This is a genomic window from Aeromicrobium sp. SORGH_AS_0981 (genome assembly GCF_031453195.1).
In the GTDB taxonomy this organism is placed as follows: domain Bacteria; phylum Actinomycetota; class Actinomycetes; order Propionibacteriales; family Nocardioidaceae; genus Aeromicrobium.
Genome location: NZ_JAVIZD010000001.1, coordinates 1,986,407 through 2,003,164, shown reverse-complemented (window position 1 = coordinate 2,003,164; position 16,758 = coordinate 1,986,407). Strand labels below are relative to the sequence as shown.

Annotated in this window: 15 protein-coding genes and 1 tRNA gene; 3 read left to right on the top strand and 13 right to left on the bottom strand. The window is 72.8% G+C overall.

What is annotated here, in order from left to right; translation table 11 throughout:
* Positions 1 to 10: 10 nt before the first annotated feature.
* Positions 11 to 1,891, bottom strand: a complete 1,881-nt coding sequence (locus tag QE370_RS10155) for a family 43 glycosylhydrolase (RefSeq protein ID WP_309634283.1) — start codon at positions 1,889 to 1,891, stop codon at positions 11 to 13.
* Positions 1,892 to 2,275: 384 nt separating this feature from the next.
* Between QE370_RS10155 and QE370_RS10150 the strand changes: the two genes are divergently transcribed.
* Positions 2,276 to 3,352 (top strand): alkene reductase, encoded by a 1,077-nt coding sequence (locus QE370_RS10150; protein ID WP_286690534.1) that lies wholly within the window; start codon positions 2,276 to 2,278, stop codon positions 3,350 to 3,352.
* 3 nt (positions 3,353 to 3,355) lie between these two features.
* Entirely contained in the window at positions 3,356 to 4,309 is a 954-nt protein-coding gene (locus QE370_RS10145) for an FAD-dependent oxidoreductase (protein ID WP_309634282.1), read from the top strand.
* A 16-nt stretch (positions 4,310 to 4,325) separates the two neighbouring features.
* On the opposite strand, the gene QE370_RS10140 is transcribed toward QE370_RS10145, so the two are convergent.
* Positions 4,326 to 7,214, bottom strand: a complete 2,889-nt coding sequence (locus QE370_RS10140) for an esterase-like activity of phytase family protein (RefSeq protein WP_309634281.1) — start codon at positions 7,212 to 7,214, stop codon at positions 4,326 to 4,328.
* 103 nt (positions 7,215 to 7,317) lie between these two features.
* Here QE370_RS10140 and QE370_RS10135 point away from each other — a divergent pair, with 103 nt between their 5' ends.
* Positions 7,318 to 7,872, top strand: a complete 555-nt coding sequence (locus tag QE370_RS10135) for a (d)CMP kinase (protein ID WP_253024408.1) — start codon at positions 7,318 to 7,320, stop codon at positions 7,870 to 7,872.
* Here the strand turns inward: QE370_RS10135 and QE370_RS10130 are convergent.
* The 11 genes from QE370_RS10130 to QE370_RS10080 all read right to left on the bottom strand — a co-directional run bounded on the left by QE370_RS10130 (position 7,865) and on the right by QE370_RS10080 (position 16,742).
* Complete coding sequence (locus QE370_RS10130) at positions 7,865 to 9,103, bottom strand: hypothetical protein (RefSeq protein ID WP_309634280.1); 1,239 nt, start codon at positions 9,101 to 9,103, stop codon at positions 7,865 to 7,867. The two genes, QE370_RS10135 and QE370_RS10130, sit on opposite strands and share 8 nt — an antisense overlap.
* Positions 9,100 to 9,390 carry a hypothetical protein gene (locus QE370_RS10125; RefSeq protein ID WP_309634279.1) on the bottom strand — a complete coding sequence of 97 codons (291 nt, stop codon included), beginning with the start codon at positions 9,388 to 9,390 and terminating at the stop codon, positions 9,100 to 9,102. The genes QE370_RS10130 and QE370_RS10125 overlap by 4 nt, the downstream gene beginning before the upstream one ends.
* Positions 9,387 to 9,692, bottom strand: coding sequence for an SAV_915 family protein (locus tag QE370_RS10120; RefSeq protein ID WP_253024402.1), 306 nt, complete (start codon positions 9,690 to 9,692; stop codon positions 9,387 to 9,389). Before QE370_RS10120 ends, QE370_RS10125 begins: the two co-directional genes overlap by 4 nt.
* The gene (locus QE370_RS10115) at positions 9,689 to 10,471 is read right to left on the bottom strand and encodes a hypothetical protein (protein WP_309634278.1); all 783 of its coding nucleotides are present in this window, start codon (positions 10,469 to 10,471) and stop codon (positions 9,689 to 9,691) included. Before QE370_RS10115 ends, QE370_RS10120 begins: the two co-directional genes overlap by 4 nt.
* Before the next feature lie 19 nt (positions 10,472 to 10,490).
* A complete protein-coding gene (locus QE370_RS10110; RefSeq protein WP_309634277.1) occupies positions 10,491 to 11,813 on the bottom strand; it encodes a DUF222 domain-containing protein in 1,323 nt (440 codons plus the stop codon).
* 581 nt (positions 11,814 to 12,394) lie between these two features.
* Positions 12,395 to 12,468: transfer RNA gene (locus QE370_RS10105), tRNA-Gly, on the bottom strand.
* A 64-nt stretch (positions 12,469 to 12,532) separates the two neighbouring features.
* Positions 12,533 to 13,645, bottom strand: coding sequence for a PP2C family protein-serine/threonine phosphatase (locus QE370_RS10100; protein ID WP_309634276.1), 1,113 nt, complete (start codon positions 13,643 to 13,645; stop codon positions 12,533 to 12,535).
* Positions 13,642 to 14,490: a DNA-formamidopyrimidine glycosylase family protein gene (locus tag QE370_RS10095; RefSeq protein WP_309634275.1), complete on the bottom strand. Its 849-nt coding sequence runs from the start codon at positions 14,488 to 14,490 to the stop codon at positions 13,642 to 13,644. The genes QE370_RS10100 and QE370_RS10095 overlap by 4 nt, the downstream gene beginning before the upstream one ends.
* A 42-nt stretch (positions 14,491 to 14,532) precedes the next feature.
* Complete coding sequence (locus QE370_RS10090) at positions 14,533 to 14,991, bottom strand: ribose-5-phosphate isomerase (RefSeq protein ID WP_253024392.1); 459 nt, start codon at positions 14,989 to 14,991, stop codon at positions 14,533 to 14,535.
* Positions 14,992 to 15,035: 44 nt separating this feature from the next.
* Entirely contained in the window at positions 15,036 to 15,935 is a 900-nt protein-coding gene (locus QE370_RS10085; RefSeq protein WP_309634274.1) for an alpha/beta hydrolase, read from the bottom strand.
* A 189-nt stretch (positions 15,936 to 16,124) separates the two neighbouring features.
* The gene (locus QE370_RS10080; RefSeq protein WP_253024388.1) at positions 16,125 to 16,742 is read right to left on the bottom strand and encodes a DsbA family protein; all 618 of its coding nucleotides are present in this window, start codon (positions 16,740 to 16,742) and stop codon (positions 16,125 to 16,127) included.
* Between the last annotated feature and the right edge of the window lie 16 nt (positions 16,743 to 16,758).

Sequence of the window (16,758 nt, the reverse complement as noted above, 5' to 3'; positions counted from 1 at the left end):
GTCGCGCCCCTCACCCGAACCAGCTGATGTCGTCGGTCCCGTCGCCGTCGTAGTCGCCGACGACGGCCTGGTAGGCGGCGCCGCCGTCGAACGAGGGCACCTTCGTGACCTGGGGCGTGCCCGTGCGACGCAGCGTGGACCACTGCACCTCGCTGACCGAGCGGGGCCCGTACCAGAGCACCTCGGCGCCCGGCGTCGAGCGGTCGAAGTCGCCCGCGACCGGGACGCGCCCGGCCGTCCGGGTCGCCGAGTCGACGGCGAACGACGTGCGGGTGGCCGACGAGCCCTTCCACCAGACCGTCGCCCGAGCCTGCCCCGGCACGTACCAGAGCAGGTCGTCGGACCCGTCGGCGTCGAAGTCGGCGACGGCCGGGGCCGTGGTGCCCGGGCCGGGGATGTCGCCCTGCCGGCGTGCCATCGTGCCGGCCGCCGCGTCCCAGGTCCACCGCTCGTCCGACGCCTTGCCAGGCACGTACCACCACAGCTCGTCACCCGGACGTCCGTCGACGTCCGCGACGATCGGGACGGCGGTCCGGTCCTGCGCGAGCGGGATCTTCTGCCAGCCACCCGCCCGGGAGAGCCACAGCTCGTCGCGTCGGGCGTTCGGCTCGTAGTGGCGCTTGTTGCGCGGGTCGAGGAAGTCGTTGTGCGGGTCGGCGCCCGGCTGGTACCAGTAGACGTCGGTGTGACCGTCGCCGTCGAAGTCGCCCGAGACCGGCACGAACGCCCCGGCCTGGCGCACGAGCGCCGCCGAGCCCGACCGCAGCGTCCGGGCACCCTTGGCGCCGAGGCGTGCGGCGTCCGCCCGTCCCCAGCCGCCGTAGTAGCCGACGTCGTCGACGCCGTCGTGGTCCAGGTCGGCGACGAACGGCACGAACGCGCCGCTCGCGTCCTGCTTGACGCGGGTGAACGCGCCGTTGCCGCCGAACCACGTGCCGCCCTCGCGACCGGGCGCGGCAGCGACGGCCCGCTGCCGGATCGAGACGCGCTTGGTGCGCGGGTCGACGGTGAACTCGGCGGTGCGCAGGGTCCGGCCACCGGTGCCGGTGCTGCCGCTGGCCGTCGGGTAGGCGTGGTACGCGAGCAGGTGGCGACCGCGGGCGTCGGTCAGCGCGTCCGCACCGCCCGGGCCGTAGGAGCCGCGCGCCGACGTGAGCAGCCGGTTCGACCCAGGACGGGTGCAGGGCGCCGACGGGCCGCGCTTGCACACCGCGTAGCCGGTCGCGTAGCGGGTGCTCGTGTACTCGTTGCCGGAGTAGAAGAGGACGTAGACCCCGTTCACCTTCGCCATGGACGGGTTCTCGACGACGCGTCCCTCCCAGGAGCCGCGCGGGGTCGTGAGCAGCCGCACGGGCTTGGACCCCTTGAGGAACCGTGTGCCGCTGGAGTCCAGTCGGCGCGACCAGAGGGTCGGCAGGTTGCCCTGCAGGTTGCCCTCCGTCTTGTAGAGCAGGTAGGAGCGGTTGTTCGCCGGGTCGGTGAACACCTCCGGGTCGATGACGCCGGCCGGGTCGCGGCGTGTGTCGGTGCGCACGATCGGCGAGGAGGAGACGGACGAGTAGAGCCCCGTCGCGACCGACGCGGCCGCCCGGTAGATGGCGAACCGGCCGTAGGAGGAGTAGCGGTCGGACACCTTCACGGCGCTGAACAGCACCCACCGTCCGCCCCACGAAGTCGAAGCCGGGCGCCCACATCTCGCGCGGGTCGCAGCCCGACCGGGTGCGCGGCGTCTCCGTGCACGACGCGTACGAGCCCCAGCGCGGTGCGTCGATCCCGTCGTTGAAGAACCCGCGACCCTCGCCGTCGCGCGTGCGGTTGCCGTCGGCGTACTGCGTGCGGGCCGTCCAGAGGCTGAGGTCGCCGGACCAGACGAAGGGCAGGTCGCTGCCACCGTGGTTCGTCGACGTCGCGAGCACGTACGGACCGAGGGAGACGGCGCTCGGGTCGGGGTGCTGCTGACCCTGCAGCGGCACCCCCGGCTTGAGCCAGTCGTTGGGCTTCTTCGGCGACGCGCCCGTGGCGGGGACCGCCGCGAGCACGAGGGCGGTCGCCACGGCGACCGCGATCCGTCCAGTCCTCATGGAAGGACAGTAGGTCGGGTCCTGCCGTCGTGGGGACGAAAGGCCCGATCCGTCCACGGAGCGCCGGCCGGTGGGTCGGCATGAGTCCGGCCACAGGCCCTGGGTTCGACGTGCGGACGCATCGATTCGGTTGAACAGTGAAGGAGATGGGCGCGGCCGACCGCCGCCGCCCGTACCCGATCCGAAGGAGAGAGATGACCACCGTCTTCGACCCGATCACCGTCGGCGCCTGGACGCTGCCGCAGCGCTTCGTCATGGCGCCGCTCACGCGCAACCGTGCGGAGGCAGGCGGCGTGCCCGGCGACCTCGCCGCCACGTACTACGGGCAGCGCGCCGGTGCCGGCCTGATCGTCACCGAGGGCACGCAGCCCTCGGCCGTGGGCCAGGGCTACCTCGACACGCCGGGTCTGCACTCGTCCGAGCAGGTCGCGGGCTGGCGCAAGGTCGCCGACGCCGTGCACGCGCGCGACGGCCGCATCGTCGCGCAGCTGATGCACGTGGGTCGCATCGCGCACCCGGACAACAAGGACGGTCTCGAGACCGTCGCCCCGAGCGCCCTCACGGCCCCCGGGGAGATGGTGACGGCCGACGGGCAGAAGCCCCACGTCGAGCCGCGCGCCCTGGAGACGTCGGAGGTGCCCGGACTGGTCGAGGAGTTCGTGCAGGCAGCGCGCAACGCGGTCGAGGCCGGCCTCGACGGCGTGGAGGTGCACGGCGCGAACGGGTACGTCCTGCACCAGTTCCTCGCACCGTCGACGAACGAGCGCACCGACGAGTACGGCGGAAGCCCCGAGAACCGGGCACGCCTGACGATCGACGTCGTGCGGGCCGTGGCCGAGGCGATCGGGGCCGAGAAGGTCGGTCTGCGCATCTCCCCCGCGCACAACATCCAGGGCGTCCTCGAGACCGACCCCGACGACACCCGCGCCACCTACGAGGCGCTGGTCGACGGCATCGCCGACCTCGGCATCGCCTACCTGAGCATCCTCGGCGACCCCGAGGGCGAGCTGTTCCAGGACCTGCGCACGCGCTTCGGCGGCACGGTCGTCGCGAACACGGGCTTCTCGCAGGTGACCGACCTCGACGAGGTGAAGCACATCGTCGACGGCGGGCTCGCCGACCTGGTGGCCGTCGGCCGTCCGTTCCTCGCCAACCCCGACCTCGTCGAGCGCTGGCGCGACGGCACGGAGCTGAACGAGCCGAACCCGGACACCTTCTACGGCGGCGGCGCCGAGGGCTACACCGACTACCCGACCCGCGACGCGGCCTGACCGATGGCGCACGTCGTGGTGGTCGGGGCCGGGCTGTCCGGTGTCGTGTGCGCACGCGAGCTCGTCGCCCACGGGCACGAGGTCGTCGTCCGCGACACCGGGCGTCGTCCCGGGGGTCGCATGGCCCTGCGCCGCCACGACGGGCGCGTCGTCGACATCGGCGCGAGCTACTTCACCGTCCGTGACGACGCGTTCGCCGCCGTCGTGGACGACTGGGAGCTGCGCGGCCTCGCGCGACCCTGGACCGATCGGTTCACCGCTTGGACGCCCAGCGGTCGCGAGGTCAAGCCCGGCCCGCTGCGATGGGCCGCGCCCGACGGCCTGCGCAGCCTCGTGGAGGACCTCGCCGGACGGCTCGACGTGCGCAGCGCCGATCCGGTGCGCCGCGTCGAGGTCGGTCCGGAGGGTCCGAGCGTCGACGGCGAGCGGGCCGACGCGGTCGTGCTCGCCATGCCCGACCCCCAGGCACGACGTCTGCTCGAGCCGGGCACGCCGGCCCACGACGTTCTCGACGACCCCTACGAGCCGGCGCTCGCGCTGACGGCCGGGTGGGACGAGCGGACGTGGCCCGACGAGGACGGCATCTTCGTCGGCGACCACGCCGACCTGGCGTGGGTCGCCGACGACGGTCTGCGGCGTGGCGACCGCGCGCCCGTCCTCGTCGCACACAGCACGGCCGGTCGGGCCGAGCAGCACCTCGACGACCCGGCGTCGGCCGCCGGACCGATGCTGGCCGCGCTCCGCGAGGTCGTCGAGGTCCCCGACACCGAGCCGAGCCTGATGCACGTGCAGCGGTGGACCTTCTCGAGGCCCGCGCACGGGCACGACGCCACGTTCCACCTCGGCGACGACGGGGTCGGCGCGTGCGGCGACGCGTGGGGTCCGACGTCGTCGGTGGAGACGGCCTACGTGTCAGGCCGGGCGCTCGGGCTCGCCCTGGTGGAGCGCCTGGCCTGACACGGTCGGCGTCGGACTACCGCACGCGCACCGTCAGCGACGACGAGCGGCTCGGAGCGACGAGCTCGCTGCCGAGGTAGCGCACCTCGTAGCGATGCGTGCCCTTCGCGGTGGCCTTGAGCCGCACCGACGCACGGCCCTTCACGAGCGCGACGGTGGCGACGACCTTCCCGGCACGTCGCACCTGCACGCGGCCGGTCGGCACCACGCCCGGCGCGACGACGCGCGTCGCGAGGACGAGGGTCTGGCCGCGACGCACCGACGTCGACGACGCCGACACGCGGGTGGTGGACGACGCGCGCGCGACGTCGACGGTGACGGGCTCGCTGGTGCTGGCGCCCGCGAGCGCGGACCCTGCGAAGCGCGCGGTCAGCGTGCGGCGTCCGGGCTGCAGGGCCGACAGGTCGAGCGTGGCCGACCCCGACTGCAGCGTGGCCGTCGCGACGACCTTCGCGCCGTCGAGCACCTCCACCTCGCCCGACGCGCTCGCGCCGGACACCGTCACCTGCGCCGTCGTCCGCGTGCCGAACGCCCAGCCGCGCTCGACGTCGATCGTCGTGGTCGTGGCGAGCGCGTCGGCGAACGCGTCGGTCGCGCGGCCCAGACGCAGGAAGACGGTCTCCCCCGTCGCGTCCTTGAGACCGTCGTTGTCGGTGACGCCGTAGAGCGATCCGTCGGCGGCGATCGTGAAGCCCTCGAGCTTCTCCTGGACCCAGCCGTTCGGGGCCTTGAGCGCGGGGAGCACGTCGATCGCGAGCTTCTTGCCGAGCACGGGCAGGTCGCCGTCGAGGCCCGTGAGTCCCTGTGCACCTGCGGACACGTCGACCGTGTAGACGCGCTTGACGCGGGCGGCCGGACCGTTCAGCTTGTCGCGCTCCACGACGGCGAGCGTGTCGCCGTCGACCGCCGTGACCTCCGACAGCCCCATCCAGTCACCGGCGCCCTGACGGGGCGCGTTCAGCCGGTAGCCGAACCAGTGCCAGGTGCCGTCGGCGACGTCGTACCGGCCGATCCGGGTGACGTCGGCACCCTCGTACGGGTCCAGGTCGGCCGCTGACGGGTCCGTCCAGAGCGGACGCTGCAGGACCGTCCAGACGTGCTCGCCGGTGGCGTCGGTCGTGGCCGTGACGCCCTCGAAGCCCCACTTGCCGACGTGGGCCGCGACGTCCTGCGGCAGGGCGACCTTCTGCTGCACGACCCCGGCGGCGTCGGTGCGCACCAGCTGGTTGCCCGACCCGGTGGATCCCTCGGAGGCCAGCCAGAAGCCGCCCTGCGGGCGCGCGAACAGGCCCTCGACGTCGAGCGTCAGCGGGCTGCCGCCCTCGGTGACGACGGTCTCGTCGGTGATCACGGCCGGCGTGCGGGACACGTCGACGCCGAAGATCCGGCCCTTCGTGAGCACGCTGTCCGACGCTGCGTAGACGCGCTGGGGGTCCGTCGGGTCGCCGCTGAGCGCGCCGAGCGCGGACCAGCCGATCGGCGCGCCGTCGCGTCCGTCGGCTGACTCGATGGTGGGGAACGCGGGAGCAGCGTCGCCCAGGCGGTACAGGGCGACCGAGGAGCGGACGCCGGTGCTCGGGCTGTCGACCTCGCTGGAGACCGCGAGCAGCCCGCGCGACGGGATCGGCAGGATGCCCTCCGGCCCGTTCGTCGTCGGCAGCGCCTGCAGGTACCGCGGCTTCGTGGGGTCGCTCAGGTCGTAGACCGCCACGACGTTCGACCGCTCCGAGCCGACGAACGCGTACCGCCTCCCGTCGATCGTCGCGAGGGACAGGCCCTCGAGCTCGATGCCCTTCTTCGCGGCGCGGTCCTCGTTGTGCAGGCCGAGGCGCACCGCCTCGCGCTCGAGCGTGTTGCCGGAGTCCCAGGCGACCGCACCGGTGCGGGCGTCGAAGACGGTCCAGCCGCGCGTCCCGCCCTTCCAGTCGCCCTCGTTGGCCGTCGCGACGTGCTGGTCGTCGACCCACCCGATCGCGTCGGGCTCGCGCGGCACGTCGGTGATCGAGCCGGTCTGGTCGATCTGGCCGTCCTTCTTCGTGTCGATGCCGTTCACCGTCGAGCGGCCGGCGCTGAACACCTTGGTGACCGAGGCGCTCGCGAGGTCGACCAGCGCGACCGCGTTGTTCTCCTGCAGCGTCACGGCCGCCTGGCCGGCGCCGTTGATGCTGACGTACTCCGGCTCCGGGTCGGTCGGCGCGACCACGCCCGCCTCGGCGAACGACGGCAGGGCGGACCCGTCGGCCTGCGTCAGCGGCACCTTCGTGGCCGACCAGTCGCCCACCGGTCCCGAGAGGTCGAGCACCTGCAGGAAGCCGGCGGGCAGCTGCGGGAGGTCACCCTTGCTGCCGCCGCTCGGCTTGAGCTCCTCGTCGCGCTCGTTCTCGATCGCAACGATCCCACGGCTCCCGGAGACGTCGATCGAGTCGGGCTGGCCCCCGAGGTCGATGCTGCGCACCCGCCTGGCGTCGGCGAGCCGGACGACGTCGAGCCGGCCGCTCGGCTGCGTGAACGACTCGCTCGTGTTGACGACCACGAGCACGTAGCCGCCGTGCACCGCGACCGACGTCGGCTCGTCCTCGGCGTCGCCGAGCTGGGCGAGCGACAGCGAGCCCGCCCCCCGCGGGTCACCGGCGTCGCTGATGTCGAGGAAGCCGATGCGCTTGCCGACGGCGTCGGTGTAGACCAGCGTGTCGCCGTCGTCGGAGACGTCGGAGATCTCCGCGACCGTCTCCGACGACGACGGCAGGTCGGCGGGCAGGTTCTTGTACACGGGGTAGGTCGCCGTGCGCGTGAAGGCACGGTCCGCCTCGGCGGCGACGGACGGCGACGTGGCCGCGGGGACGGCCAGGGCCACGGCGGACGCCGCGAGGGCGGTGACCACGGTGACGGGACGACGAAGGTTCACGGGTGCTCCTGGTCGGGGGGAGGAGGATCGAGCGAAGACTGTCGGCGTCCGCGGAACGGACCTCGTCCCCGCGGTGAACGGCGCGCGAACCTAGTCTGGCGGGGTGGAGGCGCTGCTGGAGCTGGTGCGGACCCGCCAGCCGGCGTGCGGGCGCGTGCGGGTGGTCGCCGTCGACGGGCCCAGCGGGGCCGGCAAGTCCTCGCTCGCCGACGCGCTCGCCGACCGCACCGGCGCCCTGGTCGTGCGCACCGACGAGTTCGTGCCGGGGTGGACGGGGCTCGCGCGGATGCCGCCCGCGCTGGCCGACGGTCTGCTCGCGCCGCTCGCCCGCGACGAGACCGCCTGGCCACCCCGGTGGAGCTGGGTGCGGGACACGTGGGTGCGCGCGTTGCCCGTCGAGCCCGTGCCGCTGCTGGTCCTCGACGGGTGCGGCAGCGGGTCGAGGGTGCTGCGCCCGTTCCTCAGCGTGCTGGTCTGGGTCGAGGCCGACGTCGCGACACGTCAGCAACGTGCGTTGGCGCGCGACGGCGACACCTACGCGCCGTGGTGGGACGTCTGGGCCGACCAGGAGCGGCGGCTGTTCGCCGCCGAGGGCACCCGCACCGCCGCCGACCTCCTGGTCCGCACGGACGGGCCGCCCTCGGCGTCGGTCAGCTGAACCAGCCGCCCACGGTGTCCATCGCGCCCGAGACGCCGTCGGCGATGGCGCTGCCGGTGTCCTCGATCGCGTTCCAGCCCTCCTCCAGCGCGGCTCCGACGTCGGGGCCGTTCTCGAAGAGCGAGTCGATGGCCCCGTCGGCGAAGAGGCTGACGCCGGCACCGACGATGCCTCCGACGACCGTCCCCACGACGGGCACCGGGATCATGGTGCCGATGGCGGCACCGGCCGCGATGCCCGCGACCAGGCTGCCGCCCTGGGACACGATGATCTGCTCGGTGCTCTCACCCTCCTGGTAGTCGTTGTAGACGCCCAGGCCGACGCCGAGCGGGCCGAGGACCCGTCCGAGACCGCGCACGACCCGACTCGCGCCGGCCGCGCGCGCCTCGGCCGCGAGGTCGTCGGACTGGCGCAGCAGGTTCTCGGCGTCGCTGATGCGGCCCTCGACCGCGGCGACGTCGGCGGCCAGCCGTGCCTCGTTGAGCCGGTGGAAGAAGAAGAACCGGCGCTCCATGTACCGGTCGGGATTCGCGCGGATGTCGTCGAGCGCCGTCTGCGCCTCGTCGAGCAGCTCCTGCGCACGGGTCAGCAGCGGGCCCTGGCGTGCGGCCAGCTGGGCGGCGAGCGACGCCGCCGCGCCGTCGCCGATGATGTCGGCGACGCTGACGATCCAGGACGCGTGCTGCGTCGGCGTGTAGACGTCCTGCAGCTTCTCGCAGGCGGTGTTGTAGACACGGTCGACGCGGTCCGCCTCCGACGCCGCGGCGTTGTAGGCCCGGATCAGGTCCTGGTGGTCGTTGTAGGCCTCGACCCGCTGGTCGTGGGCGGCCACCTCGGCCTCGGTCCCCGTGAAGTCGTCCGGCGGTCGCTCCGGGCCGGGTCCGGGGTCGACCACGACGAATCCGTTGACCTCGAGCTTCGCCGCCCGAGCCTCCTCGCGCACGCTCGCCATGTCGGACTGGCAGGTGCGCAGCTTCTCGGCGAACTCCTCGAGGTCGGTGGCCATGTCGGTCACGGCCGTCTCGAGCCCGTCGGTGCTGTCGCGGGCCGTGTTCATCAGCCCGGCGAGCTCGTCGCCCGCCTCGCAGCGCCACGAACCCTGAGCGTCGCGGCGGACGTCGCTCGCGGCGTCGGCCGCGTCCCCGATCTTCGGCGCGAGGCTGCTCTTCAGCCAGGTGGCTGCGCCCTCGATGCTGGTCGGGCTGCCCTCGATCTCGGTGTCGACGCTCATCGCTGCATCACGTCGTCGATCTCGGAGAACGTGGCCTCGGCGTCGGCGTCGGCACGTTGGTAGTACTGCCGCGCCTGCAGGATCGCGTCGGCGGTGGCGCCGAGGGAGGAGGAGACGTTGCCGGCGCTGTCCGTCACCTGGGCCAGCATGGCGGCGATGATCGGAGCCATCGGTCCGGCGTCGACGTTCTTGGGGACGGAGCCGCTGAGGCCGTCGAGTCCGTCGGACGCGTCCTCCAGGGTGGTCGCCATCGTCGAGAGGACCGCCAGGTCGACGTCGATGCTCATCGCGCGCCGTCCTCGGGGCGGTCGTCGAAGCCGGGGTCGATGTCGACGAACAGCGCGTCGTAGGGCGTGTCGTCGTGCACCTTCTGCAGGGCAGGCACGTCGCACAGGATCCAGGGGTTGCCGCGACGGTAGAAGTCGTCGAGGCGGTCGGGCGCGGAGTAGGTGTAGAGCGCCGTGCGACCGTCCTCCAGGTGGTGCATCAGCACGCGCCGCTGGGCGGGGTCGTCCTCCCCCGTGGTCGGCACGTACACCACGGGCGGCATGGGACGTCGGGTGCTCGTCGCGTCGGTCGGCGTCGTCATCGGCTTCTCCAGGGTCGGTTCCGTCGAGAGGGTGTCGGTGCAGTCGTGGGCTCGGCGTCGAGCTGCAGCTCTGCGCGCAGCCAGGAGACCAGCTCGTCGGCGGTCGCGCCGAGGTGGGTCAGCTCGACGAGCAGCCGACGGTCGTCGAGTCGGCGGTCGCGCCGCCAGGGTCTCGGCGGCAGGTGACGCTCGGCGGTGCCGTCGTGCTCCACGAACACGAAGGCCCGGCCTGCGCGCACGTCGACCACCGCGGACCGCGGGACCTGCACCCGGCCGGCCACGCAGTCGTGGACGACGTGGTCGTCCGTGAGCCAGATCGCCTCGTTGCGACGCAGTCCGACCAGCGCGAGGCCGGTGCGCACGAGGAGCCACAGTCCCACGGCGCCGACGAGCAGCGCCGGGACCGTCCAGCCGTCCCCGGTGGTGACTCCCAGGATCGTCAGGACGGCGGCGAGCACCACGAGGCCGGCGTCGACGGCCAGGTCGTAGCGACGGGTCCAGGGCCACGCGACGAGTCCGCGAGCCGGCTCGTCGTCGACGTGGCCGTCCACGGCTCCCGGGAGCGACCGGGTGGCCAGGACGAGGACGGCGAGGCCGACGGTCAGCGCCAACGCGTACAGCGTGTAGCCGAGCAGAGCGTCCATCGGGGCGAGTCCGTCCTCGACGGCGGTGAGGACGACGGTGACGAGGAACGCCCCGCCGACCAGGATCGCCGCGCACAGGAGGAGGTCCGACTTCTTGTCGCGCAGCGTCCAGCGCCGCCCCCGTGGCTCGAGCATGGATCGATCCTAGGCCGTCTCACCGTGGTCGGTACTGGATGTGGTCGGGGTGGGTGTGGTGGATCTCGACGAACTGGATGGTGCGGGGTCGTCGGGTCCAGGCGCGGGTGAATGCGGTGTCGGCGGCGATGGTGCGGGTGGGCAGGTGCCAGTGGGCGTTGCCGTCCTCGTCGTGGCTGACGGTGAGGGCTCCTCGGGTCTTGAGGCCGTGGTGGGGTGGGCACCGGTGGTGCAGGTTGGCTGCTTCGGTGGGTCCGCGCTGCTGGCCGGGTTGTCGTCCGTCGGGTGGTGGGTCGGGGTCGTGGGGGATCTGGTGGTCGACGTCGCATCCGGTGGCGGGTCGGGTGCAGCCGGGCACGTCGCAGGTCCCGTCGATGAGGTTCAACGCCCTGCGTAGGGGCTGGGTGGGGAAGCGGCCCAGCTCGGTCACGTCGAGGATCCCGCCGTGCTCGTCGGTCAACAACCGCGAGAACAACGTGCCTTCGGCGGTGGCGAGCTCGGCGAGCAGGCCAGGGTCGAGGACGTGCTGCCCGTCGGCAGAGACGCCCGGCTCACTCGAGAGGCCGAGCAGGGTGGCCAGGGAGACGGTGATCCCGACGTGGAACCGGCCACGCCCCGACGTGCCGACCGGCGTGCGGCCAGGCGTGTCCGTCTCGCCCTTGCGCAGGAGGGTGTCGACGAGCGCGTCAGCACGAGCCTGCGCCAGCGTCCGGTCATCGTCGGCGCTCTGGCTGCGGGACGCCTTCGCGGCCAGGGTCAGGTCCCGGTCGATCAACACCGCGTCAGCCGTGGGGATGAGGGCCTGCAGCAGACTCATCCCGTCATCCAACGCCGTGATCGTGACGTTGCGGTCCGCGTGTGCGGCCTGGCGGCGCTCGATCGCGTGGTCCGGCTCGACCCGGACGAGGAACCGACGCAGCCACCCCTTCAGCTGACCCAACGTGTGGCTGGTGGCGTAGGCGAGGACGGACTCGTCCAGCCGGGTGATGTTCTCCGGCGCATGCAGCTTCCAGGCGGTGGAGGCGATCTCGCGGGCCTTGGCCCGGTCGACCTCACCCCGCAGGTGGCCAGCCCACACGGTCGGCAGGTCCATGACCAGGGTGCGGGTGGCCGAGACCAGGTCCGCCACGAACCCCTGCGCGACGTGCAGCTCGACCGCGACCTCCAGGATCGCGACCTGACGCGCGTCCTCGACCTGACGGGCACTCAAGCCCTGGGTGAGGGCGTCGGTGCGGCGGGTCTCCACGAACCGCAGCACCGCCCGCGCCTGCTCCGCCTCACCCGCCCACACCCGCGCAGACGCGGTCGCCGCGTCAGCCAGGAGGGTGTCGGTGGGGCTCATGTCTCCAACCTAGGCACCCCCTCCGACACCCCCCTCCAGCCCGGAAAACCCCTGTGGACAGTGGGGTTTCTGCAGGTTCGCGCTGGGCTGTTGCCGGGTGGTCTCGCTCCGTCGCGGCTACGCCCCACTGCGACGGCTCCATGGTCCGACCGGGCTCCTTCGTCGCCAGTCGGCCTACTCGACCAGCGGAACGTTTCGCTGGTCGAGTAGTCGCCTCCGCCGAGGGACGAGGCGTGTGGCGACGTATCGAGACCACTCCAAGCCGACGCTGGGGGTCGGCCCGCGCCGGGCCGTTGCCGGGTGGTCTCGATACGACCGACCGGGCTCCTTCGTCGCCGGTCGGCCTACTCGACCAGCGGAACCATCCGCTGGTCGAGTAGTCGCCTCCGCCGAGGGACGAGGCGTGTGGCGACGTATCGAGACCACTCCAAGCCGACGCTGGGAGCCAGCCCACGCTGATCCGTTGCCGAGTGGTCTCGATGCGTCAGGACCTCGCAAGCTCGTCCTGACTACTCGACCAGCGATACCGCTGCTCGACGGGGTCGACGGCGGGGCGGGTGGAGACGTGATTCGGCCCCGAGAGCGGACGACGAGACTCGAACTCGCAACATTCTGCTTGGAAGGCAGAGACTCTAACCAATTGAGCTACGTCCGCTCTCGGGGCCGAAGCGGGTCCATGATGCCACACCGCGTCGACCCGCGGCCGGGGCGGGGCTCGGTCAGTCCTGGCGTGCGACGAGCAGGACGGCGCGGTCGTCGTCCTTCGCGCGGACCCGGCCGAGGATCCGACCCGCAGCGCCCTCGACGCCTGCACGGAGGGCACGCGTCGCCGCCGTGCGCAGCCACGCGACGCCCTCCTCGACGCCCTGGTCGCGCGACTCGACGACGCCGTCGGTGTAGAAGAGCAGTGTCTCGCCCGGCTCCAGGCGGCCGTGCGTCTGCGTGAAGAGCGGGTGACGCATGATGCCGAGGGCCGTGCCGCGGGCCTCGTCGATCGCCCACTCCCCCGTCGACGGGTGCCAGTGCAGCACGGGCGGGTGTCCGGCGCTGATGATGCCGTAGGAGCCGGTGCGCAGGTCGATGGAGACGTGCACCGCCGTCGCGAAGCCCTCCTCCCACTGCTGGCGCAGCAGGAAGTCGTTGGCGGCAGCGAACAGGGCCTGCGGCGGCAGGGCGCCGATCAGTCCGCCCAGTGCACCCGCGAGCTGCAGCGACTGCGTGCCCGCCGCGACGCCCTTGCCGCAGACGTCGACGAGGATCATCTCGAGCTCGACCTCGTCGGCCGACAGGTTCGCGACCATGAAGTCGCCGGAGAAGTGCACACCACCGGCGGTGAGCATGGCCGACTCCGAGTACCAGCCGCTCGGCAGCGGGGGCACCTTGCCCTGCGCGTGGAGCCGGTCGCGCAGGTCGACGAGCATGGCCTCGCCCAGCGGTCCGGGGAGTCCGCTGCGGCGACGCCGCGCCTCCCAGAGCTGGATCGCGGCGACCGTCGCCATCATGACGAGGGAGCTGACCCGGCTGACCGTGATCCCCTCGCGCACGTACTCCAGCGAGACGGTGATCGTCACCAGCACGACGATGACGCCGACGAGCACCAGCAACGGCTGGAACCGCAGGGTGATGCTGCCGATCAGCAGCGGGATGACGAACGTGAGCGCCGGGAACACCGCGTAGTTGGTGATCGACAGCGCGAAGATCCCGAGGCAGGCGACCAGCAGCACGGCGAGGACGGCGACCTGTCCCTCGCGGGTGCCCGTCTGCCAGCGGACGACGCGGTCGTCCACGTACCGGCTCAGGCGCATCCGCGCATGGCTCACACGTGACCTCACCGGCCGAGCGTACCCGCGCGCTGGCACGTCGGGCACCAGAACAGGTTGCGGGCCGCGAGCTCCTGCTTGCGGACCGTGTCGCCGCAGACGTAGCAGGCGCGACCGTCGCGCCGGTACACGTAGACCTCCCCGCCGTGGTCGTCACGACGTGGCGCTCGACCCATGACGTCGGGACCGTGCTCGACGTGCACGGTGTCGATGCGACCCTTGCGCACGCCCTCGCGCATCAAGGCGATCAGGTCGGCCCACATCGCGTCCCAGAACGGCTCGGGCAGCTCCCTGCCCGGCAGGAACGGGTCGATGCCGTTGCGGAACAGCACCTCCGCCCGGTACACGTTGCCGATGCCCGCGACCACCGACTGGTCCATGAGCAGGGTGGCGATCGGCGCCCGCGAGCGGTGGATGCGCGCCCACGCGCGGCCCGGGTCGGCGTCGTCGCGCAGGGGGTCGGGCCCGAGCCGCGACAGCAGCGCGTCGACCTCGTCGGGCAGCAGCAGCGTGCAGGCCGTCGGGCCCCTCAGGTCGCCCGTCCGGGTCGGCCACTCCGCCGGTCCGACGAGCCGCCACCGCACCTGGCCGGTGACCTCGGGCACCTCGCCCTCCGGGTGCTTGCGGACCCGGAACTTGCCGAACAGCCCGAGGTGCACGTGCACCTGCTCGGCCAGGCCGTCGAACCGGACCAGCAGGTGCTTGCCCCACGCGTCGGCCGACACGAGCGTCAGCCCGTCGATGCGCGCGGCACCCTCCTCGAAGCGGCCCTGGGGGCTGCTGGAGGTGACCCGGTCGCCGGCGAACGCGTCGTCGACGCGCTGGGCGAGCCGGTGGATGGTGTGACCCTCAGGCACCGTGGCGCCCTGCGGGTCGAGAGGTCGGGACGGACCCCTGGGTCACCCGAAGCCGCCGGTGGTCTCGTACGTGCCGAGCAGGTCGATCCGACGCTGGTGACGCTCCGCACCGCTGAAGGGCGTCGTCAGGAAGGTCTCGATGATCTCGACCGCCTCCTCGAACGTGTGCATGCGACCGCCGACGGACACCACCTGCGCGTCGTTGTGCTCACGGGCGAGCCGCGCGGTCTCGACGCTCCAGGCGAGCGCGGCGCGGATGCCGCGCACCTTGTTCGCGGCCATCTGCTCGCCGTTGCCGGAGCCGCCGATGACGACGCCGAGCGACCCGGGCTCGTCGGCGACGGCCTGCGCGGCCGCGACGCAGAACGGCGGGTAGTCGTCCTCCGCGTCGTACTCGTAGGCGCCGTGGTCGACGGGCTCGTACCCGTGGTCGGTCAGCCAGGCGGCGAGACGGTCCTTCAGCTCGAGTCCGGCATGGTCGGTTCCCAGGTGCACGCGCATGCCGCCAGTGTCCCAGAACCGGGGCCGCGGCGGTCGTCCGCCCGTCAGGGCGTGCGGGACGACGCACGGGCGGCGTCGAGCCACGCGCCGACGGCGGCGACCGTGGTCCGCGCCGCGTCGAAGACCTCCGGCTGGCGCCAGAAGGAGTGGACCATGCCCAGCGCGCGGTGGGCGACCACGGGAACGCCGGCGTCGGCGAGCGCCGCCGCGTACGCCTCGCCCTGGTCGCGCAGCACGTCGTGCTCGCACGTGACCACGACGGCGGGCGGGTGGTCGGCGAGGTTCGTCGCCCGGGCCACGCTGACGTCAGGACGGTCGGCGACGTCGTCGGCCGCGTAGGCGTCCCACATCCACGTCATCGACGCGAGGTCGAGCGCCGCGTTCTCGAGGGCGGGGTCGAGCGGGGCACGCCGGTCGGTGACCGGGTACAGCAGCACCTGGTGGTCGAGCAGGCGCGGGTCGCGCACGCACAGCCCCGCCACCAGGTTGGCGCCCGCGGAGTCGCCGATGCCGGGGACCCAGGTCGTGTCGACGTCGAGCGAGTCGCCGTGCGCGCGCAGCCACCGCGCCGCCCGCTCCACGTCGTCGAGCGGCGCCGGGTAGGGATGCTCCGGGGCGAGCCGGTAGTCGACCGCCAGCAGGGCCCAGCCCGTCGCGTCGGCCAGGTACCGGCAGAACGAGTCGTGGGTCTCGAGGTCGTGCAGCACCCACCCGCCGCCGTGCACGTACAGCGCCACGGGCGCGCCCGCCGCCGGCCGGTACAGGCGGCACGGCACGCCGTCGGCGTCGACGTCGGCCACGTGGTCCACCTCGGTCCCGACCGGCGCCGCCAGCGCCGCCTCGCGCGACACCGCCCGCATCGTGCGGACCAGCTCGACGTCCAGGGGCGTGTCGTCGGCGCCGAGCGCGTCGAGGTAGGCACGGGCCTGCGGGTGCAGCGTCATGGCGTCAGCCTAAGTGGGGCATTGGGCAGCCCGCGCGGCTACAGCCGCAGGCGTGCGGGGGTCTGGACGCTCACCAGGTCTCGATACAGTCCGACGCCTTCGGCGTGCACTACTCGTCCGTCGCGGCTACGCCCTCGATGCGACGGCTCCACGTGCCTGAACCGCTCGGGCGCCAGGGCGCCCTCGGGTTCAGTCAAAGATGGGGTCGCGGTCGCGGGTGCGCTTCAGCTCGTAGAAGCCGTCGTACCCCGCGAGCAGCCGCGCGCCGTCGAACACGCGACCGGCGTCCTCGCCCTTCGGGGCCGGCGACAGCACCGGACCGAAGAACGCCGTGCCACCGACCGAGATGACCGGCGTGCCGACCTCCTGGCCCACCCGCTCGATGCCGTCCTGGTGCGAGGCGCGCACCGCGTCGTCCAACGACGTGTCGTCGGCCGCGGCGGCCAGCTCGGTCGGCAGGCCGATCTGCTCCAGCACCTCGACGTAGAGGTCGTGCGTGAAGTCGCGGCCGCCCGGGTGACGCGCCGTGCCGATGGCCGTGTAGAACTCGCGCAGCTTCTCCTGCCCGTGCTGCTGCTCCACCGCGATGGCCAGCCGCACCGGGCCCCACCCGCGCTGGATCATCTCCTTGTACTCCTCGGGGACGTCCTTGTCCTCGTTGAGCACCGAGAGGCTCATGACGTGGAAGACGGTGTGCACGTCACGCACCTGCTCCACCTCGAGCATCCAGCGGGACGTCATCCAGGCCCAGGGGCACAGCGGATCGAACCAGAAGTCGACGGTCTCGACGGTCTGCGACTCAGTCATGCACGCGTCAACCGCG

Excerpts from the sequence above, each read along its gene's own strand:
- QE370_RS10150 (WP_286690534.1), top strand. The coding sequence starts at position 2,276 with ATGACCACCGTCTTCGACCCGATCACCGTCGGCGCCTGGACGCTGCCG.
- QE370_RS10145 (WP_309634282.1), top strand. The coding sequence starts at position 3,356 with ATGGCGCACGTCGTGGTGGTCGGGGCCGGGCTGTCCGGTGTCGTGTGC.
- QE370_RS10130 (WP_309634280.1), bottom strand. The coding sequence starts at position 9,103 with ATGAGCGTCGACACCGAGATCGAGGGCAGCCCGACCAGCATCGAGGGC.
- QE370_RS10125 (WP_309634279.1), bottom strand. The coding sequence starts at position 9,390 with ATGAGCATCGACGTCGACCTGGCGGTCCTCTCGACGATGGCGACCACC.
- QE370_RS10120 (WP_253024402.1), bottom strand. The coding sequence starts at position 9,692 with ATGACGACGCCGACCGACGCGACGAGCACCCGACGTCCCATGCCGCCC.
- QE370_RS10115 (WP_309634278.1), bottom strand. The coding sequence starts at position 10,471 with ATGCTCGAGCCACGGGGGCGGCGCTGGACGCTGCGCGACAAGAAGTCG.
- QE370_RS10110 (WP_309634277.1), bottom strand. The coding sequence starts at position 11,813 with ATGAGCCCCACCGACACCCTCCTGGCTGACGCGGCGACCGCGTCTGCG.
- QE370_RS10090 (WP_253024392.1), bottom strand. The coding sequence starts at position 14,991 with ATGCGCGTGCACCTGGGAACCGACCATGCCGGACTCGAGCTGAAGGAC.
- QE370_RS10085 (WP_309634274.1), bottom strand. The coding sequence starts at position 15,935 with ATGACGCTGCACCCGCAGGCCCGTGCCTACCTCGACGCGCTCGGCGCC.
- QE370_RS10080 (WP_253024388.1), bottom strand. The coding sequence starts at position 16,742 with ATGACTGAGTCGCAGACCGTCGAGACCGTCGACTTCTGGTTCGATCCG.